The 19,867-nt window shown below is 70.6% G+C and carries 19 protein-coding genes, 1 tRNA gene and 1 pseudogene; 11 read left to right on the plus strand and 10 right to left on the minus strand.

All coding sequences use genetic code 11. From position 1 onward, the window contains the following. Nucleotides 1–101: 101 nt before the first annotated feature. The 6 genes and pseudogenes from ACIQOW_RS39450 to ACIQOW_RS39475 form a co-directional block, all read left to right on the plus strand. A pseudogene (locus ACIQOW_RS39450) lies at nucleotides 102–959 on the plus strand (AMP-binding protein); the annotation flags it as partial. Between the two features lie 60 nt (nucleotides 960–1,019). Then, nucleotides 1,020–1,406 carry a hypothetical protein gene (locus ACIQOW_RS39455; protein ID WP_401092820.1) on the plus strand — a complete coding sequence of 129 codons (387 nt, stop codon included), beginning with the start codon at nucleotides 1,020–1,022 and terminating at the stop codon, nucleotides 1,404–1,406. 73 nt (nucleotides 1,407–1,479) lie between these two features. After that, nucleotides 1,480–2,463: an LLM class flavin-dependent oxidoreductase gene (locus tag ACIQOW_RS39460; protein ID WP_401092788.1), complete on the plus strand. Its 984-nt coding sequence runs from the start codon at nucleotides 1,480–1,482 to the stop codon at nucleotides 2,461–2,463. Nucleotides 2,464–2,486: 23 nt separating this feature from the next. Continuing rightward, complete coding sequence (locus ACIQOW_RS39465) at nucleotides 2,487–3,257, plus strand: thioesterase II family protein (protein ID WP_401092822.1); 771 nt, start codon at nucleotides 2,487–2,489, stop codon at nucleotides 3,255–3,257. Nucleotides 3,258–3,548: 291 nt separating this feature from the next. Beyond that, nucleotides 3,549–3,635: transfer RNA gene (locus ACIQOW_RS39470), tRNA-Cys, on the plus strand. 342 nt (nucleotides 3,636–3,977) lie between these two features. Next, entirely contained in the window at nucleotides 3,978–4,754 is a 777-nt protein-coding gene (locus ACIQOW_RS39475; RefSeq protein ID WP_401092790.1) for a BTAD domain-containing putative transcriptional regulator, read from the plus strand. Nucleotides 4,755–5,032: 278 nt separating this feature from the next. Here the strand turns inward: ACIQOW_RS39475 and ACIQOW_RS39480 are convergent, their stop codons facing one another. From ACIQOW_RS39480 to ACIQOW_RS39525, 10 genes are all read right to left on the minus strand, one after another. Continuing rightward, nucleotides 5,033–5,263, minus strand: a complete 231-nt coding sequence (locus ACIQOW_RS39480; protein WP_401092792.1) for an acyl carrier protein — start codon at nucleotides 5,261–5,263, stop codon at nucleotides 5,033–5,035. Between the two features lie 23 nt (nucleotides 5,264–5,286). Next, a complete protein-coding gene (locus ACIQOW_RS39485; protein ID WP_401092794.1) occupies nucleotides 5,287–6,291 on the minus strand; it encodes a beta-ketoacyl-ACP synthase III in 1,005 nt (334 codons plus the stop codon). Next, nucleotides 6,288–7,286 carry a VlmB-like protein gene (locus tag ACIQOW_RS39490; RefSeq protein ID WP_401092796.1) on the minus strand — a complete coding sequence of 333 codons (999 nt, stop codon included), beginning with the start codon at nucleotides 7,284–7,286 and terminating at the stop codon, nucleotides 6,288–6,290. Before ACIQOW_RS39490 ends, ACIQOW_RS39485 begins: the two co-directional genes overlap by 4 nt. A gap of 57 nt (nucleotides 7,287–7,343) precedes the next feature. Continuing rightward, nucleotides 7,344–7,901 (minus strand): hypothetical protein, encoded by a 558-nt coding sequence (locus ACIQOW_RS39495; protein WP_401092798.1) that lies wholly within the window; start codon nucleotides 7,899–7,901, stop codon nucleotides 7,344–7,346. A 9-nt stretch (nucleotides 7,902–7,910) separates the two neighbouring features. Beyond that, nucleotides 7,911–8,393: an SRPBCC family protein gene (locus ACIQOW_RS39500; RefSeq protein WP_401092800.1), complete on the minus strand. Its 483-nt coding sequence runs from the start codon at nucleotides 8,391–8,393 to the stop codon at nucleotides 7,911–7,913. Further along, nucleotides 8,393–9,679 carry an aspartate aminotransferase family protein gene (locus ACIQOW_RS39505; protein ID WP_401092802.1) on the minus strand — a complete coding sequence of 429 codons (1,287 nt, stop codon included), beginning with the start codon at nucleotides 9,677–9,679 and terminating at the stop codon, nucleotides 8,393–8,395. The genes ACIQOW_RS39500 and ACIQOW_RS39505 overlap by 1 nt, the downstream gene beginning before the upstream one ends. Nucleotides 9,680–9,742: 63 nt before the next feature. Beyond that, nucleotides 9,743–10,879: an acyl-CoA dehydrogenase gene (locus ACIQOW_RS39510; RefSeq protein ID WP_401092804.1), complete on the minus strand. Its 1,137-nt coding sequence runs from the start codon at nucleotides 10,877–10,879 to the stop codon at nucleotides 9,743–9,745. A gap of 51 nt (nucleotides 10,880–10,930) precedes the next feature. Next, complete coding sequence (locus ACIQOW_RS39515) at nucleotides 10,931–12,529, minus strand: aldehyde dehydrogenase family protein (RefSeq protein ID WP_401092824.1); 1,599 nt, start codon at nucleotides 12,527–12,529, stop codon at nucleotides 10,931–10,933. 101 nt (nucleotides 12,530–12,630) lie between these two features. Next, a complete protein-coding gene (locus ACIQOW_RS39520) occupies nucleotides 12,631–14,100 on the minus strand; it encodes an MmgE/PrpD family protein (protein ID WP_401092806.1) in 1,470 nt (489 codons plus the stop codon). Then, complete coding sequence (locus ACIQOW_RS39525; RefSeq protein ID WP_401092808.1) at nucleotides 14,051–15,055, minus strand: diacylglycerol/lipid kinase family protein; 1,005 nt, start codon at nucleotides 15,053–15,055, stop codon at nucleotides 14,051–14,053. The genes ACIQOW_RS39520 and ACIQOW_RS39525 overlap by 50 nt, the downstream gene beginning before the upstream one ends. 402 nt (nucleotides 15,056–15,457) lie before the next feature. Between ACIQOW_RS39525 and ACIQOW_RS39530 the strand changes: the two genes are divergently transcribed. From ACIQOW_RS39530 to ACIQOW_RS39550, 5 genes are all read left to right on the plus strand, one after another. Continuing rightward, nucleotides 15,458–16,462 (plus strand): bifunctional lysylphosphatidylglycerol flippase/synthetase MprF, encoded by a 1,005-nt coding sequence (locus ACIQOW_RS39530; protein ID WP_401092810.1) that lies wholly within the window; start codon nucleotides 15,458–15,460, stop codon nucleotides 16,460–16,462. A 40-nt stretch (nucleotides 16,463–16,502) separates the two neighbouring features. Then, a complete protein-coding gene (locus tag ACIQOW_RS39535) occupies nucleotides 16,503–16,688 on the plus strand; it encodes a hypothetical protein (RefSeq protein WP_401092812.1) in 186 nt (61 codons plus the stop codon). 172 nt (nucleotides 16,689–16,860) lie between these two features. Further along, a complete protein-coding gene (locus tag ACIQOW_RS39540) occupies nucleotides 16,861–17,979 on the plus strand; it encodes a fatty acid desaturase family protein (RefSeq protein ID WP_401092814.1) in 1,119 nt (372 codons plus the stop codon). Nucleotides 17,980–18,157: 178 nt separating this feature from the next. Further along, nucleotides 18,158–19,534 carry an MFS transporter gene (locus ACIQOW_RS39545; protein WP_401092816.1) on the plus strand — a complete coding sequence of 459 codons (1,377 nt, stop codon included), beginning with the start codon at nucleotides 18,158–18,160 and terminating at the stop codon, nucleotides 19,532–19,534. 73 nt (nucleotides 19,535–19,607) lie between these two features. Beyond that, entirely contained in the window at nucleotides 19,608–19,799 is a 192-nt protein-coding gene (locus ACIQOW_RS39550) for a flavin reductase family protein (RefSeq protein WP_401092818.1), read from the plus strand. The last annotated feature ends 68 nt before the right edge of the window (nucleotides 19,800–19,867 follow it).

A 19,867-nucleotide genomic window follows, 5' to 3' on the forward strand; every position in this document is an offset into this window, starting at 1 on the left:
CCGTTCCCACTCGGCATCCGTCAGATCTCCCCGCCCCATGCCCCGACCAACGACCAAGGCAGGCAATAGTCACATGATCGGCCGGACAGCTCCTAACCGCGACCGAGGTGGACCACATTCTGCGCGACTCGGGTGCCGAACTCCTCTTCCTGGAAGACGAGTTCGCTGTCGCTGCCGACGCCCTGCCGGACCTGCGCACCGTGGTCCGCCTGGACGCCGCGGGAGAGGACGGCACACGCGGACACGGGGCGGGGCTCGCCGCCTGGTACAGCGACGCCCCGGACACCGACCCGCAGCCGGACACCGGCCCGGACGACGCGGTCCTGCAGATCTACACGAGCGGCACCACCGGCCTGCCCAAGGGCGTGGTCCTCGCCAACCGGACGTTCTTCACCCTGCCCCACGCGGTGCGCACCACCGGCGCCGACCCGGACGACTGGACCGACTGGCGCGAGGACGACGTCAGCCTGATCTCGCTGCCGGGCTTCGGCATCGCGGGTATCGGCTGGTTCCTGCACGGGATGATCGCGGGCGCCACGAACGCCGTCATGCCGATGTACATGGCGCAGGAGGTGGTCCGGCTCATCGAGGAACTCGGCGTCACCATCACCTTTGCGGCGCCCGCCATGCTCCAGATGATGCTGGACGAACCGGCCGCCACGCCACGCGCCTTCGCCTCGCTGCGGAAGATTGCCTACGGCGCGGCACCGATCTCCGAGGCGCTGCTGCTGCGCAGCCTGGAGGTGTTCGGCTGCCAACTCGTGCAGATCTACGCGAGCACGGAGGCGGGCAGCGTCGCGGTGTGCCTGCCACCGAAGGACCACCAGCCCGGCAGCGACCTGCTGAAGGCGGCAGGCCGGCCCTGCCCCGGCAACGAGATCAAGGTGGTCGACCGCGAGGGCCGGGAACTGCCGCCCGGGAGCATCGGCCAGGTCTGCATCCGCACCCCGGCCCGCATGCTCGGCTACTGGAACCAGCCCGAGGCCACCGCCGCGGCCCTGGTGGACGGCTGGCTGCACATGGGGGACGCCGGCTACCTAGACGAGGACGGATACCTGTTCCTGTGCGACCGGATCAACGACACGATCATCGTCGCCGGCCAGAACATCTACCCCGCCGAGGTGGAGAAGCAGCTCAGCGAGCACCCAGGGGTCGCGGACGCCGCCGTGGTCGGCGTGCCCGATGCCCGCTTCGGCGAGGCGGTGCACGCCGCGGTGGTGCTGCGCGAGGGCGCCCAGGTGCGCCCCCGCGAGCTGCTGCTCTTCCTGCGTGGGCGCATCGCCGACTACAAGATCCCCGTCGCCTACCACTTCCTTGACGACCTGCCCCGCAACCCGTCCGGCAAGATCCTGCGCCGCACGGTACGCGAGCAACTGCGCGAGGACACCGAACGGGCTCCGGCCTGACCGGCCGCCCGGGGCGGCTCCCCTCCGCCCCGGGCCTCACCTCGTACGACACGTCCTGAACGGAGTGCGATCCATGGACACCTTCCCGGGCCCTGCGTCCGTCGGCATGCTGCTGCCGACGCGGGAGCAGGCCATCAACGGCACGTACGCGGCGGCGCCGCTGCTCGACTTCGCCCGCCAGGCCGAGCAGTCGGGCTTCGACTCCCTGTGGGCGGGCGACTCTCTGGTCGCCCGGCCGCGCCTGGACCCGCTGGTCGTGCTGTCCGCCGCCGGCGCGGTCACAAGCCGGGTCACCCTCGGCACCGCCGCCCTGACCCCGGCGCTCAGGCACCCGCTGACCGGCGCGCACATGTTGGCGAGCCTGGACCACGTCTGCGGCTCGCGCCTGGTGCTCGGACTCGGCTCGGGCTTCCCCATGCCGGAGACCGAGGCGGAGTTCGCGACCGTGGGCGCCTCCTTCAAGGGCCGCGTGGGGCGCCTCGACGAGATCGTTTCGCTGTGGCGCACCGCCTGGAACTCCTCGGCGCCCGGCGCCCCGACGGCGTTCACCGGACGCCATTGGCAGGCCGACGGCCTCGACCGGCTGCCGCGCCCGCACCGCACGGGCGGCCCGCCGCTGTGGCTCGCGGGCAGCGACACCCCGCGCGTCCTGGAGCGTGTGGCACGCCACTACGACGGATGGATGCCGTTCCTGCCCCAGTCCGCCGACTACGGCGCCGCCTGGCGCCGTATCCGGCAGCTGGCCGCCGAGGCGGGCCGGCCCGCGGACGCGATCACCCCGGCCCTGTACGCCACCATCACCGTGAACGAGGACCCCGACCGCGCCCGCGCCGAGCTTGAGCACTACATCGAGCACTACTACGGCCGCACCCTGGACCAGATGGTCACCGTGCAGGCCTACGCCTGGGGCAGCGCGGACACCTGCGCCGAGGCGCTCGCCGGGTACGTCCGGGAGGGCGCCCGCCACGTGATCGTCCGCATCGGGTCCCTCGACCCCGAACCACAGCTGAAGCAGATCGCGGACATCGTCCTGCCCTGTCTGAAGGAGATCCAGTGAGCGCCATCGACGTCGGCCAGAGCATGTCCACGGCGGGCCACTGGTTCCACCCCATGGAGCCGGACCCGGGCGCGAGCATCCGCCTGTTCCTGCTGCCGCACGCCGGCAGCGGTGCGATTATCTACCGCGACTGGCCGAACCTGCTGCCGAAGGACATCACCGCGCAGGCGGTGACCCTGCCCGGACGGCACAACCGGCGCGGCGAGGAGACCTACGACGAACTCGAGCCGCTCCAGGACGCCCTGTACGAGGCGGTCCTCGACGAACTCGACGACGACCGCCCCTTCGCGCTCTTCGGCCACTGCCTGGGCGCACAGCTCGCCTTCCGCACCGCCGTCCGCCTAGAGCAGGAGGGCGAACGCACCCCCGTCATGATCGGCATGTCCGGCTGGTCCCCGATCGGCTTCTTCCGGCCCACCGAGGAACAGAGCCTCATGCCGGACTCCGAGATCCTCGAATGGATCAAGAAGCTGGGCTCGTTCCCCGCCGAGGTCTACAACAACCCCGAGACCCTCGCGCTCGTCCTGCCCGCCCTGCGCGCCGACCTGCGCATCGCCGCCCAGCACGAGGACGACGGCGTGTGTGTCTCCTGCCCCCTCGCCTCCTACGGCGGCGACGCCGACCCCCTGCAGGAGCACCCCGACGCGATGACTCACTGGGCCGACCGCAGTCCCGAATACCTCGGCCACCGCGAGTTCCCCGGCGGCCACTTCTACATCGACCAGCACGCGCTCGCGGTGACCACGGACTTCGCACGGCACCTGCGCCGCTTCGCGGGCGCCCTCACTCACTGAACCCGACGACGGGGAGCGGATCACCTCTCGCCCCCACCCCGAGCCCGGCGAACCCGCCCTGACGCGGTTCGCCGGGCTCGTCGGCGTCCAGGCGGAGCCGGCCGCGCCCGAGGAGGTGCCCCGCCCGCCTTCCGCGGACGGCCGAACCCGGCCCTCGCCCCGCACCCCCGCGAGACGCCGCGAGATCGTCCCGGCCGTCAAGCGGCTCGTCAGCGCCCCGTCAGAAGGCGCGGGCATAGTGGTAACTGTCGAAGGGAACGGCTCGGGAGACCGGACCGGTTCCCAAGACGAGGAGAGGTGCCCGGAGTGGCTTATCGGGGACCGAAGCACGCTTCAGTCGGGCGTAAGCCCGCGCAGGTTCGAATCCTGCCCTCTCCGCCGACGACCGGCCCGCCCACGGCGGGCCGGTTTCGTGTGCGCGGGCACGGGCGACGACGTCCGGCCACGACACCCGCACCCGCCGCGCCCCGGGCGGGAACCCGATCCCAGGGAAGCCGAACCCCGGTCCCTGGCCGACGGCCCTGCCGCAGGCCTCCTTCAGGGTCCACGGCCGCACCGGCTCGGATACCGCCGGCCACCAACGAATCTCGAGTCAGGCTCAAGGGTTTGGTGAGGGCCGGGTGCCAGGCTCAACTCGGACGAGCCCGCTCGGTACCGCCCCGCCCGCCGCCGCGGCGGGCACCCTCCAGGGGCGTGGAGCAGGCAGGGGAGGAGTAGTCAGTGGAGTTCAAAGTTCTCGGCTCCGTGGGCGTCGAGGTGGACGGGCGCTTCCGCAGCGTCCGGGGCGGACAGCAGCGCGCACTGCTCGCCGTGCTGCTCGTCAACGGGGGCCGTCTAGTGCCCGCGGAGGAGCTCTACACCGAACTATGGGGAAACGAACCGCCGTTGACTTTGGTGAACTCGCTGCAGGCCCACGTCTCACGGCTGCGCCGCACCATGCATGGATGGGGCCCCGCGGCCCCTTCGTTGGTCACCCGGTCCATGGGGTACGTCCTTGAGTTCCCCGCCGGCGCCCTGGACATGAACGTTTTCAAGAGCCGCATCGCCAAGGCCCGTTCGGCGCGGGCCACCGACCCGGCGCGGGCGGCCGAGCTCCTCGACGAGGCCCTTGCCCTGTGGCGCGGCACCCCGATGCAGGACGTCACCGGCGGGCCGCTGTGCAGGTCGGTCGCGGCGCAGCTCGAGGAGGAGTACCTGGCCGCCACGGAGGACAAGCTGTGGCTCGATGTTGAGCGCGAAGTGCACTCTGTCATAGGGGAGTTGAAATGCATGAGCGTCGCCCATCCCTGGCGTGAGCGGGTCACCGAGATGCTGATACTCGCCCTGTACCGGTGCGGGCGGCAGGCCGAGGCGATCGAGACGTACCACACCGCCCGCGGCCGGATGGTGGCCGAACTGGGCATGGAGCCCTCGCCGCAGCTGCGGGAGCGGTTCCTGGCCATTCTCAACCAGGCCCCGCTGCCCGGCCCGTCGGCCGTCCCGGGCACCTCGGCCTGAACGCTCCGAGGCGGGTGCGGCGCCTCGAATGCGGCTTGCCGCGCGGGGGCGGACGAGCCCGGCCCGGCCCGACGGTTCACCGGATACGGTACCCACCGCGTGTTCGACGCGGCCGTCCCCCGGGCCCGCGAATCCAGGAAGAAGCCGCCGATGCGCGTGTTCGAGGCGGCACCGCCTCGAACACGCGCATCGGCCAGGTACCGCCAGGGGGGAAGCCGGGGATGGCGGGCGGGAGTTCGGCGTCGCGTGCCGGGGCCCGCGCCGGGCCGGGCGGCGGTTCATACCGCCGCGCGGCGCTCCGTGATGAGACGGGCCATCTCGCCGATGGTCTTGGCCTCCATCAGCTCGTCGTCGCTGATCGTGATTGAGTATTCCTTGTCGAGCAGCATCGACAGCTCGACGACGGCGAGCGAGTCCAGCTCGGCCTCCTCGCGGGTGGCGTCCGGGGTGATGAGGCCTGCGTCGACCTTGAGCTTGTCGACCAGGATCTCCTTGAGCGTGTCGAACATGACGTGCTTCCTTTCAGCGGGATTCAGCCGACCTCGACGTCGGGCCAGGTGAGGGTTGCCGCGCCCCAGGACAGCCCGCCGCCGAATGCGGTGAGGAGCACCCGGTGGCCGGGCTTGAGGGTGCCGTCGGCCGCGGACATGGCGAGCAGCGTGGGCAGTGACGCCGCCGCCGTGTTGCCGACCTCGGCGATGTTCGACAGCTGCCGGTCCTCGAAGAGGCCGAGTTCGTCTGCGACTGCCGAGAGGATCCGCGCGTTGGCCTGGTGGGCGCAGAGGCGGTCCACGTCGTCGAGGCTCCAGCCAGCAGCCGCGACGGCGGCGCGGGAGGCCTGGCTCATGCGCTGCACCGCGTGACGGAAGGTCTCGCGGCCGTTCATCTTGAAGTACGCCTCGGCCGGGTCGGCTAGCTTGGTCACGGGCCCGGCCGAACGCGACCGGGAGCCGCCCGCCGGGACCTGGATCAGGCCGGCGAGGCTTCCGTCGCTGCCGAGCACCACCTTGCCGAGGGCCCCCGGCTCGTCCGCCTCGCCCGCGCGCAGGAGCAGCGCCCCCGCGGCGTCCCCGAACAGCACCACGGTGCCGCGGTCGTCGGGGTCGACCATGGTCGTGAAGGCGTCCGCCCCGATGAGGAGCACCCGGTCGGCCGTCCCCGTGGCGATCAGGGCGGCGACCGTCGAGAGCCCGTACAGGAACCCGGCGCACGCCGCCGACAGGTCGAACGAGGGGATGGTGCCCAGGCCGAGCCGGTGCGTGATGTCCGGCGCGGTGGGCGGGACCTGGTGGTCGGGCGTGGTGGTGGCCAGGACGACCAGGTCCGCGCCGCCGCCCGCGGACTCGAGAGCCCGCCGCCCGGCCTCCACCGCCAGGTCGGAGGTGGCGCCGCCAGGCTCGACCACGTGCCGCACCGACATGCCGGTGCGGGAGCGGATCCACTCGTCGCTGGTGTCCAGGCGCGCGCACAGATCCTCGTTGGTCACCAGCTTCGGCGGCAGGTGCACCCCGGCACCCGCGATGACCGCGGACCTCACGCCACGCTCCGCTCGGGGGAGTTCAGCCACCCGACGGGCAGACCCATGTAAGCCATGCGCGCCTCGGCCATCTCGTCCGTCCACTGCTCGGCCATGTCGTAGCGCTGGTCGGGCCTGGTGTCGAGCAGCCGGGTGCCCGGCCAGATCTCGTAGTCGCCGATCCTGTCGGCGTGCTGCTCCATGCCCTGCTGGAACAATTCCTCGCGGTGGATGACGAACCTGCGGTCGTCGATGCTGTCCCACAGTTCGACGCCGGCCTGGAGGATCTCCCTGAGCCGCGGCCGGTACTCCGGGTTCTGCCGCACGTGGTCGCGCAGGATGGTGCTGGCGACCGTCAGATGGCGGATCTCGTCGATCGCTGTGCCGCGGGAGATCTCTCCGGTGGCCGGCGACAGCGGGGTCCACTTGCGCTCGCTGAGCTCCGCCGCGGGGGCGAGCACGCCCTCGATGACGATGGCGAACACGGCCACCCCGCCGGCGAAGTCCCGCTGCTTCTGGACGATGTCGAGGGTGAAGTCGATGACCGGCTGCAGCACTTCGCGCCGGTATTCGACGGCCATCTCGTCGATGTCCCGTAGCAGGGTCGCCTCCGGCATGCCGAGCTCGACCAGGTGGTTGCGGAACACCCGGGCGTGCCGGGCCTCGTCGAGCAGTTGGGTGGCGTAGAACTCCATCTGCGGGATGCCCGGGGCAACCTCCACGTAGGGGGCGAGCAGCCGGGTGGCGATCTCCTCCGACAGGCCGCGGAAGCCGAACTCCAGGACCAGCGCCTCGCGGAGCGGTCCGGGTTGCTTCAGGAAGTCGGGGACGAACGCGGACTCGTGGTGCCCGGTCACGCCGCGGTCGCGCAACGTGCCTTGGGCGACCTGCGTGATCCAGTAGGCGAGGTTGCACTCCTCGGGCCCGAGGGTGAGTTCCTTGGCGCCGTCGAGCAGACGGGGAGCGGTCTCCCAGTCGGCTTCCTGCGCCACGGCACGCTGCGTCGAATCGGTCATGGCGGCTTGTGCTCCTTAAGCTCGGCCCCGGTGGGCCGGGAGATGACGGGTGTGCGGTCAGCGGTCTGTCGCGGAGCCGGCGTGCTCGCTCTCGCGCACGACGCGCGGCGCGGGACGGGCGGGAAGGTGGCCGACGGGCTCGGGGTCCTGGGCGTGTCCCACCGGCTTGGGGTGGGGTAGGCGCAGGTCGTCGAGAAGCCGCAGGTAGCCCTTCTGGCGCACCGGCTCGTAGGGCAGTGCGAAGGACTTCATGAAGTTGCCGAACAGGCCCCGGTCGCCGCTCAGGTGCCACGGGATGGCGAGCAGCGCCCACTCCGGGCCCACGAGCCAGCACCACAGACCAATGACGGCGCTCTGCGTCATCAGGCTGTGCATCACGTTGTACAGGACGTAGTAGACCTTGGAGATCGGCCGTCCCCCGCTGCGGCGGAAGGCCAGGGCCCCCGGGATGTAGCCGATCAGGTCGATGTAGAGGAACAGCCCGATCCACACCGGCCAGCGGATGTCGCCGAAGTGTTCGACGATCAGGACGGTGCTGAGCGCGAAGCCCACCAGGTACTCGGCGCGGTGCAGTGAGAAGGTCCGAGGGGTCTCGAACGGATTGGCCTGGTCCATGACCCCTCCTCAGGCGGCGATGTCGGCGGGCGTGCCCATCTGGACCTCGCCGCGCAGCTCGGTGCGCTCGAACAGGCCGGTGACGGCCCAGGCGACCGTCTCCTTGATGACGCGCTCGGCGATCGGGTCGAGAATGCCCTCAAGGCTCGGGATGCCGAAGTCGAAGTCAGCCTCGAAGTGGACGACGACGCCGTCGTCCTCCTCGTACAGCGCCCACTGGCCTTCGAAGGTGTCGAAGTCGCCGTACTCCTGCTCGAAGCGGATCTCCAGCGCCTCGCGGTCGAAGCGGTCCTCCTCGGTCCAGCGCAGCAGGCCGCTGCGGAAGTGCAGCTCCCAGCTGGAGCTGCCCTTCGGGTCGGGCAGGGTGCCGTGCACGGTGGTGGAGCTCACGTGTGGGGCGAGTTCGGGGAATCGGTCGAACCTGGCGATGGACTCGAAGACGGTTTCGGCGCTCTCGTCGAGAACCACGGCGTCCAGTTCCACGTGCCGCATCAGTTGTTACCGCCTTCCGGCATCCTGGCCGAACCGGCGACCAGGTCGAGGGTTGCTTTCTCGAAGGAGCTAAGCAGGAACTCCACATCGTCCTCGGTGAAGACGGCGGGCGGGGTGAAGCGCACCACCGAACTGCCGTTCATCGAGTGGTTGGCGACCACGCCGTGGTTGAAGAGCTCGATCAGGAGCTCGCCCGCCAGGCCCGCCTCGGTCAGCTCGACGCCGATCAGCAGGCCGCGGCCGCGCACGTCGACCACCAGGTCGGGGATGGTGCGGTAGGCGATCTCGCGGATCCTGGGCAGCAGCACGGCGCCCAGGTCCGTGGCTCGGGTGACCATGCGCTCTTCCTTGACGGCCCGGATGGCGCCCTGGACGGCCGCCATCAGCAGGGGCTGTCCGGAGAAGGTCGCCGTGTGGACGTAGGGGTCCTTGTCGAAGGGGCGGAACGCCTTGTGCGTGGCGACGGCCGCCGAGACCGGCAGTACGCCGCCGCCGAGCGCCTTGCCGGCCAGCAGCACGTCCGGCACGACACCCTCGATGTCGGCGCCCCACCATTCGCCGAGCCGCCCCATGCCGGTCTGCACCTCGTCGAGGATGAGGAACCCGTCGTACTCGCGCACGAGTTCCTCGACGCGCTTGAGGTAGCCCCGCGGCGGCATGATCACGCCGCCCTCGCCCTGCACCGGCTCGAGGATGACGCAGACCTCGCCGGGGTGCTTGCGCAACTCCTCCTCTAGGGCGTCCGCATCGCCGAAGGGCAGGTGCAGCACGTCCGGGATCAGGGGGCGGAAGGGCTTCTGGTAGACCTCCTTGGCGGTTGCCGACAGGGCGCCGAGGGTCTTGCCGTGGTAGCCGCCACGCATCGATACGGTCCGCTTGCGCCCGCCCGCGCGGGCCAGCTTGAGCCCGGTCTCGACGGCCTCGGCGCCCGACAGCGAGAAGTGCACGCGGTCCAGGCCCTCGGGCATGACGGAGACCAGGGCCTCGGCGGCGCGGGCCACGGTCGGCTCAAGCAGGATGCGGGTTGCGGTGGGGTGGGTGCGCAGCTGGCGCTCCACCTCCTCCAGCACGATGGGGTGGCGGGCTCCCATGATGAAGACGCCGTAGCCGCCCGCGTTGAGGAACTTCTCCCTGTCGCTCGTGGTCAGCCAGGCACCGGAGGACTCCACCTCCATGTGGCTGCCGAAGAGTTCGGCGAGGGTGGCCCTGCCCTTGCTGAGGTGGGCCCGGTAGAGGCCGAGGATCTCCTCGGTTTCGGCCCGTGGGTTCTGGGGCTCGGTGGTCACGGCTAACTCCCTGGATACGACGGGCCTGTTGGTGGGCGATGACGCGGTGGCCGGTGCGGCGCGCTACAGGTCGAAGGGCCCTCCAGCCGCGTAGTCGACGAGCGCGCCCGCGGTGGCGGAGCGCCCCGGCGGGTGGAAGATCAACGGTCGTACGGAGGCCGCGAGGCGGGTGTGGTCGGAGCTGCGGATGAAGTCGATGCCGCCCAGCAGGTTCAGGCACTGGTCCGCGGCGTGTGTGAGCAGGTCCTGGGCCGCGTAGCGGGCGACGAGCACCCTGTACACGGCCTCCTCGCCGTCGAGGCCGTCGTGGACGGCGCGGGCGGCGCCCTCGATGAGTTGGTTGGCGCTCTCCACGTCGATGACGACGCAGGCCCGCTCGCCGGCGCTGCCCCGGCCGCGTTCGACGACCACCTCGGCCAGGGCGGCGGCCGCTCCCGCGTACCCGGCGGAGATCAGCATCTCGAACCAGATGACGCCCTGGGCCTGGAGGTCGTTGAGGCGCCCGGGGTCGTCGTCGGTGGTGCGGATGACCATGTCCTCGGGCACGAACACGTCGCTCAGGCGCACCTCGTCGCTCTCCGACGCGGCCAGCACGTCGTTGCCCCAGAACGGGTGCACCGTCAGGCCCTCGGCGGAGGCCGGGACCAGGGCGAGGGCGAGTTCAGGGGAGCCGTCCGGGCCGGGCACGGTGATGGACGCGGTGAGCAGTTGCATCGAGTGCGCCAGGCTGCAGGGCTTCTTGGCGCCGTTGAGGCGGTAGCCGCCCTCGACCGGCTCGGCCACCACGGACGGCGCGAAAATGTTCTGCTGCGTCCTGCCTTCGGCCCAGCCGGACGCCATCAGGATCTGGTCGGGTACCACCCGGTTCAGCAGGTCCAGGTGGCCGGGCGTCAGGCGCCCCGAGCGCCCGGCGAGCGCGTACAGCATGGAGACGGTGAAGTGGTGCATGGTCACCGCGGCGGCCACGGACGGCGAGACGGCTCCGACGGCGCGCTGCACGCGTACCGCGTTCACCGGGTCGGCACCGTGCCCGCCGAACTCGGCTGGCACGAGCAGCGCCACGCCGCCGTGGGTGCGGAACAGGTCGATCGCCGGGCTCCCGAGGGCCTCGCGTTCCGCGAAGGGGATATCTTCCAGGGCCTTGAGTAGACCCGGGTGGAACCGGTCGCAGACCGCGCGGGCAGAGTCGATGGATCGCACGGGGACACCTCCAAAGGTGTGGCAGGGGCGTGACGGGGTCGGCGGCCCGGGTCAGGCACCGAAGACCGCCTCGTGGGGGCTGATGTCGGTGGCGATGCTGACGCCCTGGACGTGCGACGTCTTCAGGATCGGGTAGTTCGCCTCGCCGTAGACGCCACCGGTCAGGCCGGTGCCACCGTGGCTGGGCAGGTATGGCAGGAAGCCGATGTGGGAGTCGTTGATCTTCAGCAGGCCGCCGTTGACGACGCGCTGCACGAACGCGTTGACGACGCGCGCGGACTTGCTCCACAGCGAGTTACGCAGGCCGTACTCATTGGTGTTGACGAAGTCGATGAAGCAGTTGAGCAGGGCGTCGTCGTCGGCCGGCTCCGGCACCACGATCGGCAGCAGAGGGAAGAACGTCTCACTCCTGACGATGTCGTGCCGGCGCGCCCCGGCGAGGCCGTTGACCCGCACCACGGTCGGCTGCAGGAATACACCGGTCTGCGAGGGGGTGCCGTCGATCTCGGTGCGCTGCCCGCCGGTGATGATCTCGCCGCCGAGGTTCAGGGACTGCTTGAGCAGCGCGAAGAACCTCTCGCTGCGGCGCACCGGTGACAGCAGGACGTCCTCGTCCTCGGGGTAGCCCGGGCGCACCAGCTTCGCGCGCTCCTTGACCTCGGCGATGAGCTCCTCGGCGACCTCGGGGTGCACGAGCACGCAGTTGGGCACCATGCAGATCTGGCCCGAGCCGTAGAAGGACTCGCAGATCGCCTCCGCCGCCTTCTTCAGGTCGGCGCCCCTCCAGACGACGATGGTGTCGTTTCCGGCCAGCTCCAAGATCGGCTTCTTGCCGTTGGCCACGCACCGTTCCTGGAAGCGCAGGCCCTCCTCGCTGCCGCCGATGTAGAAGATGTCGTTGATCAGCGGCGACTTGACCCAGCGGTCCAGGGTCTGCTTGGGGTTGGAGCAGATGGCGTTGAGGACTCCGGGAGGGGCGCAGATCTCCTCGAGCAGCGGGCCCACCACGTCGCGCATCAGCCACATGGTGCTGAGCGCGATGCTGCGCGGGGCGCGCATCACGACGCTGTTGCCGGCCATGAGCGCGAGCACGGCGAGGGCGGCGCTCGGCGCGGGCGCGTTCTGCGGCGGGTTGAACGCCACGACACCGTCGGGCTGGCGACGCACGATCAGACGCCGCCCCCCGTGCTCGAACTCGGTGTGCATGCGCTGCCGGTACCAGTACAGGCTCTCCTCGCTGTAGATCTGCTTCATGCAGCTCAGTTCCCAGCGGGCCAGGCGCAGCGGGTGGGACTCGGCGGTCAGGATCTCCAGGAACTCGTCCTCGCGGCGCATGAGCTCCTCGCGGAACATCGAGCCAAGGCGCATGCGGCGGTCGAGGGGGACCGCGGCCCACGCGCTCGCGGCCGCGGCGGCGGCCTTCGTCGCCAGGTCGATCGACGCGTCGGAGGCTATCGCGCAGCGGCCCACCACATAGGGGTGACCGGCGGCATCGGATTTCGGGTTCTTTTCCAATTCCCGCTTCAGACTCACGCTCGTGAATACGTCCTCGAGCAGTGACTTGGCACTGACGGTGTATACCCAACCGTCGCCCTCGACGTCTTTGCCCGCGATATAAAGCTTGTAGCTGCGGAGTTTCTTTTCAGGCATCAAAGGACCTTTCCCAAGTCCGATCTTGGCGCTGCTCACCGTTCACCGGATAACGATCCTGTCAGCGGCTGCTGACTGACCGCTGACAGCGGCCTCGTGCGTTACCGAAGTGCTGACCCGATCCATTCGCGGAGGTCGTCGGCGTTCATCGCCCCCAGGTGCGCGGCCGCGTCGGCCACGTTGGGGGCCCCGCCGAACTCGAGGAACTTCGCCCGCATCAGCTCGGCGTGGTGGGCGCGGGTGTGCGGCCCCGCCGCGGCGAGGGGGATCAGGCGCTGCCTGGACGCCGTGCGCCCGTCGTTCAGCCGCACCGTCACCCGGGCGCCGGTCGCCTTGGTCGACGAGGTGAAGTCGGGGCGCGTCCTGTCGCCCGCCGCCTCCTGGGCGAGGCGGGCCACGTCCTCGCCCCCGAAGGCGCGCAGCCAGGGCCCGGCCGCGTCCCCGGCTTGCCGGACGGCTTCGCCGAACGGGGCCTCCGACGCGAACAGGGCCCGGGTCATCTCCGGGTCGTGCACCAGACGCACCCGCTCGGCGAGGTCCCAGCGGGCCCGCTCGCTCAGCAGCGGTGCCGTGAAGTCGTCGACAGTCAGACCTCCGGTGAGCAGCGCGGTGGCCACCGGGTACGGGGTGTGCAGGACGAGGGCACCCAGGGGCGAGCCGGGGCCCACGATGTACGACGCGGCCTTCTTGCCGGCGAAGAGGGTATAAAGGGAGGCCTCGACGACGACCTCCTCGACGTCCTCGGCGCGGCACGGGCCGAGATCGCGGTGCAGTGCCGCCGCGCAGTCCACGGCCGCGTCGACCCCCGGCCCGCCCGGGTGCATCTTGAACGACAGGGTCTCGGTGTGCCACCGCTGCCCGAGGCCCGCGTTGACGGCGTCGGGCAGCGGTACGGAGGAGAACCGGTCGAGGAAGCCGTCGGGGTGCTCCAGGATGTCCACCGCGCCCCGCAGTCCCACGCGGGCCCCGTCGCAGGCGTCCATGGCGGTGCGCACGGGCGTGAAGGTGTTGAACAGGCGCGCGTCGCTGGCCAGGAAGGCGCGCATCAGCGGCCAGTTGGGCATGGCGAAGGCGAGCCCGAGGGCGTTGGCCCACACCGCGTCGTCGGCGCCCTCGCAGTGCAGCCGCCCGCACACCGCGCCCGCCAGGTGCGTGTGCACGGCGCTGTGTCCGCGCAGCGGGCCGAGCGTGGCGGCCGCCGTGATGCGGGCCGCGCACTCGTTGGCGGCGATGATCGCCGTGAGCAGGGCGGCCCCGTCGAGGCGCCGGGCGTAGGCGTAGGCGAGGGGCACCGACACCGTGGAGTTCGACAGGTGGCCGGCGTACGCGGTGTCGTCGAGGTTCAGCCAGGAGCCGAGGCCCGCGAGGACACAGGCCGAGGCGCGCGGGTCGCTCTGCAGGGGAGGGCCGAAGCCCTCGATGATGCGCCGGCCCAGCGGATGGCTGATGCCGGCCCTGATGGACGCCAGCTGGGAGAGGAGCTGGCTGCCCGCGAGAGACAGGACGGGGGTGGGGATGTCCTCAGGCCCGAGCCGCGCCACCCAGTGGCACAGATCCCTCAGTATCGACACGCGTCACTTCCTTCGTCGGGGCACCCCAGACCGCGAGCGCGCCCGGCAGGACGTCGAGGGTCATGCGGGCCCAGTTGGGCTGCTGCAGTTCACCGTCGTGCTCGAAACACAGGGGCTGCCCGTCCAGACGCTCGACGATGATGTGCCGGCCGCGGCCGAGCAGCACGCCGGGCCGCTCGTGCAGCCGGCCCTCGCGGGCGAGGCCGGGGACGTCGACCGCGGGCACCTCGGAGCTCACGACGCAGACGTCGAGCAGCCCGTCGTCCAGTTCGGAGTAGGGCAGGATCAGGTACTGGCCGCCCCGGTAGCGGCCGCCGCCGACATTGGCGAGGACGGTGTCGCCCTCGTACAGGACCGTGCCGTCCACCGTGACCCGCCCCGGGTAGGGGCGGTGGGAGGACGCCGCGTTGGGCAGGGCGCGCGCGTAGCGCTCGCGGCCCGCGACCTTGACGGCGCGCGCCGTCACCAGGCCCTCGGCGATGAGCCCCGAGCAGGCGCCGAGCAGCACCAGTTCACCGGTCTCGGCGAGCGAGCCGAGGTCGATGCGGCGCAGCGCAGCCCGGTCCGGGTCGCCGCTCACCGCGGCGCGCAGCGTCTCCTCCCAAGGCCGGTCGGCCCACAGCGCGCGGTAGTTGGAGTTCCCGGTGCCCGCGGGCACGATAGCCAGAGCCAGCCCCGCGGTACCGTCGGGGGCGACGAGCCCCTTGACGACCTCGCGTACCGTGCCGTCCCCGCCGACCGCGACCACCAGGTCCACCCCGGCGCGCTCGCGCGCGGCGGCACACGCCGCCGCGGTCGCGCTGCTGGCGTGCGTGGTGAGGTGGATGTCGACGCTCTCGATCCGCTCGCGGCACAGCCGTACGACGTCCTCGAACAGTCCGGGACGCACGGTGCCCGCCGTGGGGTTGGCGACGACCAGTGCCCGTCGGGGGGAGGGGGATGCCAAGGTCGGCATGAGGCGGTTCTCCAGACGCTGCCGTCGGTGATCGGCGGTCGGTGCTGCACCGACCGAGCCTCGTGGGGCGGGGCCGCCCGGTGTGCGGGCGGAGGCGGACACGGCCGCGTGCCCCGGGGAGCGCGACGACACGTCCCGTGGTGGAGAGGGACAGGATTCGAACCTGCGCGGGCTTGCATCCGACTGAAGCGAACTCCGGTCCCTGATAAGCCACTCCGGGCACCTATCCTCGCTCCCTTTCGTCCCGGTTGTGGAACTCACTGTCACAGCCCCTTCTGATATCCGGCTGACAGGCCGCTGGACATGTGCGGCGCGAAGAAATTCGGCTCTTCCGGGGCTCATCCCGCAGGTGCTCTACTGTCGTGTGTTCACCGTTGGACTTCCGCTGGAAGGAAGGGTCGCATGTCCCCGACAGCAACGGCCGAAAACACCGTTCTCGCATCGATTCGCCAGCACACTGCGTCCGAAAATCCGAGCGCGTTCCTGGCCATGAGCCAGGGCATCAGCGCCTTCACCGCGCCCGGACTCGACGGCGTCATCGCCTACCGCAGAGCGGGCCGCTACCTCGTCCAGCTCGGCGGGCCCTTCGCCGCCCCGCACGACTACCTCCCGCTGCTCGACCGGTTCGTGGCCCATGCCCACGAGCAGGACCTGAAGGTGGTCGGCGCCCAGCTGCAGCGTGCCGACGCCGAGGTGTACGCCGAACACGGCTTCACCGTCAACCAGTTCGGCTCCTCGTGGGTGGTCCACCTGCCGGAGTTCACCCTGCACGGCACCCGGTTCATGCGCATGCGGAACAAGATCTCCCGAGCCCGCCGCGCCGGCCTCCAGGTCAAGGAGGCGTCCGCGCGGGAGCTGACCGATGCGATCCGGCACATCGACGAGGCCTGGCTGCGCTCCAAGGGCGAGGAGGCCCGGCCGCTGGAGTTCCTGGTCGGTCAGATCGGCGGTCCCGCGCAGGAGCACCGCAGGCTGTTCGTGGGCACGATCGACTCCCAGCCGGTCGGCTACATCTCGTACTCACCCGTCTACGGCACCAGGGCGGGCTGGATGCACGACCTGAGCCGGCGCATTCCCGACGGCACCCCGGGCCTGATGGAGGCCATCAACGCGCACGTCATCGAGGTCCTGCGGGGCGAGGGCTCCCATTGGCTGCACTTCGGCTTCACCCCGTTCACGGGCCTCGCGCAGGAGAACGAACTGCCTGGCCACAGCGCGGCCTTCCAGTGGCTGATGCACTTCCTGTGGGCCGAGGGCGCGGCGTTCTACCCCGCCCAGACGCAGCTCGCCTACAAGGAGAAGTGGGCGCCCGAGGCGTCGATCCCCGAGTACGTGGCCTTCGACGGACGGGAAGCGGCATCCCTGTCGGCCTTCGCTCACATCTTCCGTGCCTGCAACGCCTTCTGATTCATCATCAGATTTCTTGCCAGTCCAAGGAGGAACAGCCATGCCCGGCGAACAGAGCACCGAACAGGCGGCCGCGCCCACCGAGACGGACGCCCTCAAGCACAAGCTGGCTGAGTCGCTGATGGGCGTCATCGGGGCCCCCGACGACCAGGACGTCGCCTGCGCCGCGGACGACGTGCTGCGCGACCTGGACGCGCGGCTCGCCCGGCAGGCGGGCGCCGCGTGAGGGTCCGCTGCGCGCGCCTCGCCGTCCGCCGCGTCCCGCAGCCCGTTCCCGGTTCGCACTGGTGATGTTCCAGGCGGTCATCAGCGTCAGATCAGGGCCGTGTCCGACGCTCATGTGAGCCTTCGCCCGGCGCCCCACGCCGGGATCACGCCCTGCCCAAGGAGATCCCTTTATGCAGTCTCCGAACGAGACCATCAGCGAGAAAGCTTCAGGCACCCCACGGCCCGTCGACACCGGCCTCGCGGTTGCCACGGGCGAGATGAGCAGCCAGGGCGCCTCCGCCACCTTTGGTGAACTCCTCAAGCGCGTGAAGGCCGAAGGACTGCTCGACCTCAACCCGCGCTACGACTACCGCCGCCTCGCGCTGAACCTGGCCCTGATCGGCGCGGGCCTCGCCGCCTTCTTCCTCATCGGCGGCTCCTGGTGGCAGATGCCGGTCGCGGTGTGGATGGGGCTGTGCGGCGTCCAGAGCGCCTACATGTGGCACGAGGTGGGCCACAAGGCGATGTTCCGCGATCGCAAGGTCGGCCAGGTCGTCGCCTACTTCCACGCCAACTTCTTCAGTGGCGTGAGCTACGGCTGGTGGGTCAACCACCACAACCGGCACCACAGCCACCCCAACCACATCACCCTCGACCCGGACATCGGCCGTCGCACGGCGATCTTCGACATCAAGCAGTACGCTACCCGCACTCCCGTGCAGCGCTTCATCGTGCGCCATCAGCGGGTGCTCTTCTTCGCCCTGCTCGTCCTCGAGGGCTACAAGATGGAGAAGACGACGGTCAAGGAGCTCTCCAAGACCGGCGCCAAGCGCCGCTCCCTCGAGATCGTCCTCGTCCTGCTGCGCGCCGCGATCTATCTGACGGCCGTCTTCACGGTCCTCACACCGCTGCAGGCCGTTGCCTTCATCGTGGTGCAGCACGTCGCGCTCGGCGTCTACTTCGGCCTGATGTTCGCCCCGAACCACAAGGGCATGGAGGTCCGTGACGGCGAGGAGGAGTCCCTGGACTGGCTCGAGCGGCAGGTCCTCACCTCCCGCAACATCCGCCCCAACTGGTGGATCGACTTCCTCTACGGCGGTCTCAACTACCAGGTCGAGCACCACCTGTTCCCGGCGATGCCGCAGAAGAACCTCGCCCGCGCCCGGGAGCTGACCCGCGACTACTGCGCGGAGCGCGGCATCCCCTACCTTGAGGTCGGATTCTGGGAGTCCTACCGGCAGGTTGCCACCTTCCTGCACGAGGTTAGCGCCCCGACACGGCAGAAGCGCGAGGTCGGCGTCAGCGTCTGAACCCATCGGGCGCACCTCTCGACGTCATGTCCCCGCGTGCGGCCACTATCCCGCGCCTTGCCCGAACCAGAGAAGGGACGTCCCACCCCCGCCCCGGCTCCCCGCCGGGGCGGGGGCGGTTTTCGGTCGGCCCGTCCCCGGCCCGAGGCCCCGGCCAGACTCCAGGAGAACTGAACCCATGTCACAGCAGACGGCCCTGCGCTCTACAGGCGCGTCGCCCACCATCGGCCAGCGCCTCGACCGGATGCCGGTCACGCCCACGCACCGCACGCTCACGGCCGTCATCGGCGTGGGCCTGCTCTTCGACACCTTCGAGAACAACCTCTCCGGCACGATCTCAAAGGTGCTGCAGCAGGACTTCGCCTTCAACGGCACCACCCTCAAGCTTGTCCTGGCCTCGGCGTTCATCGGGCAGTTCGTCGGCTCCCTGGTGCTCGGACGGGTCGCCGACCGCTTCGGACGGCGCCGGGCCTTCCTGATCAACCTCGCGCTGTACTCCGGGTTCTCGCTGCTCGGCGCGTTCTCCCCGAACGCCGCGTGGCTGATCGTCACCCGGTTCATCGCCGGCGTCGGCATCGGGGCCGAACAGTCCCTGTCCGACTGCTACCTGGCGGACGTCCTGCCTGCGCGAGCGCGCGGGCGCTACACCGCCTGGGCCTACACCCTGGCTTTCTGCGGGGTGCCCGCCGTCGGCTTCGCCGCGCTGTGGCTGGTGCCGCTGACCCCGCTCGGCTTCGCCGGCTGGCGCTGGCTGTTCGTGCTCGGAGCTCTCGGCTCGGCCATCGTGTGGGCGCTGCGGCGCAAGCTCATTGAGTCGCCGCGCTGGCTCGCGAGCCAGGGCCGTACCCGGGAGGCGGAGGAGATCGTGGCCCGCATGGAGGCCGAGGCACGGGCCACGGCGGGCGGCGCGGGCGCCGGTGAGGCCCAGGCCCCGGAGCAGGCGGGACCCCGCAGGGCGGGCCTGCGAGTGGTGTTTCAGGCCCGCTTCCGGCGCCGCACCGCCATGCTGTGGCTCTTCGCCACGCTGTCCGCGGTCGGCTACTACGGTTTCGGGGCGCTGGCACCTCAGGCCCTCGCCTCCAAGGGGTACGGGGTCGTCACCGGCATCGGCTTCACCGCGGTGTCCTTCATCGGCTATCCGATCGGCTCCCTGCTCTCGGTGCCGATCATGGACCGGGTCGAACGCAAGTGGCTCGTCTCGCTCAGCGCGGCCGCGATGGCGCTGTGCGGCCTCGGCTTCGCGCACGCCGGCTCCGCGGCCCGCGTGGTGTGCTTCGGCGTGCTCTACACCCTGGTCAGCAACGTCTTCTCCACGGTCAGCCACGTCTACCTGGCCGAGCAGTACCCCACCCACATCCGGGCGGCGGCCACCGGCCTCGCGTACTCGCTCTCCAAGCTCAGCGCCGCGGCCCTGCCGTTTATCCTGCTGCCGGTGCTCCAGAAACAGGGGCCGGGCGCCATGTTCACCATTATCGCCGCCGCCATGGCCGTCGTCGTGGCGTCGGTTGCCGTCCTCGGCGGGCGGACGACCGGCGTCTCCGTCGACCGGGACTGACAGGACGGTGCCACAGGCGCCGGCCCCGGCACACGGCCGCGCGCCCGTGCGGCCGATCAGACAAGGAGCACTCATGAGCACAGCCCAGGATCGGATTCCGGTGGTGGACGCCCAGCCTTACAAGGACGCGATGGCGCTGTTCGCCGCGCCCGTCTCGGTGGTCACCGGGCGTGACGCGACCGGGCGGCGCTGGGGGTTCACCGCGAGCTCGGTGTCGTCGGTGTCCCTCGACCCGCCACTAGGAGCTGTCCGGCCGATCATGTGACTATTGCCTGCCTTGGTCGTTGGTCGGGGCATGGGGCGGGGAGATCTGACGGATGCCGAGTGGGAACG

Source organism: Kitasatospora sp. NPDC091335 (genome assembly GCF_044757205.1).
Lineage (GTDB): Bacteria > Actinomycetota > Actinomycetes > Streptomycetales > Streptomycetaceae > Kitasatospora.

Coding starts and splice junctions, on each gene's coding strand:
- ACIQOW_RS39455 (WP_401092820.1), top strand. CDS start 1,020: ATGGGGGACGCCGGCTACCTAGACGAGGACGGATACCTGTTCCTGTGC.
- ACIQOW_RS39460 (WP_401092788.1), top strand. CDS start 1,480: ATGGACACCTTCCCGGGCCCTGCGTCCGTCGGCATGCTGCTGCCGACG.
- ACIQOW_RS39465 (WP_401092822.1), top strand. CDS start 2,487: ATGTCCACGGCGGGCCACTGGTTCCACCCCATGGAGCCGGACCCGGGC.
- ACIQOW_RS39480 (WP_401092792.1), bottom strand. CDS start 5,263: ATGTTCGACACGCTCAAGGAGATCCTGGTCGACAAGCTCAAGGTCGAC.
- ACIQOW_RS39490 (WP_401092796.1), bottom strand. CDS start 7,286: ATGACCGATTCGACGCAGCGTGCCGTGGCGCAGGAAGCCGACTGGGAG.
- ACIQOW_RS39495 (WP_401092798.1), bottom strand. CDS start 7,901: ATGGACCAGGCCAATCCGTTCGAGACCCCTCGGACCTTCTCACTGCAC.
- ACIQOW_RS39500 (WP_401092800.1), bottom strand. CDS start 8,393: ATGCGGCACGTGGAACTGGACGCCGTGGTTCTCGACGAGAGCGCCGAA.
- ACIQOW_RS39515 (WP_401092824.1), bottom strand. CDS start 12,529: ATGCCTGAAAAGAAACTCCGCAGCTACAAGCTTTATATCGCGGGCAAA.
- ACIQOW_RS39525 (WP_401092808.1), bottom strand. CDS start 15,055: ATGCCGACCTTGGCATCCCCCTCCCCCCGACGGGCACTGGTCGTCGCC.
- ACIQOW_RS39530 (WP_401092810.1), top strand. CDS start 15,458: ATGTCCCCGACAGCAACGGCCGAAAACACCGTTCTCGCATCGATTCGC.
- ACIQOW_RS39535 (WP_401092812.1), top strand. CDS start 16,503: ATGCCCGGCGAACAGAGCACCGAACAGGCGGCCGCGCCCACCGAGACG.
- ACIQOW_RS39540 (WP_401092814.1), top strand. CDS start 16,861: ATGCAGTCTCCGAACGAGACCATCAGCGAGAAAGCTTCAGGCACCCCA.
- ACIQOW_RS39545 (WP_401092816.1), top strand. CDS start 18,158: ATGTCACAGCAGACGGCCCTGCGCTCTACAGGCGCGTCGCCCACCATC.
- ACIQOW_RS39550 (WP_401092818.1), top strand. CDS start 19,608: ATGAGCACAGCCCAGGATCGGATTCCGGTGGTGGACGCCCAGCCTTAC.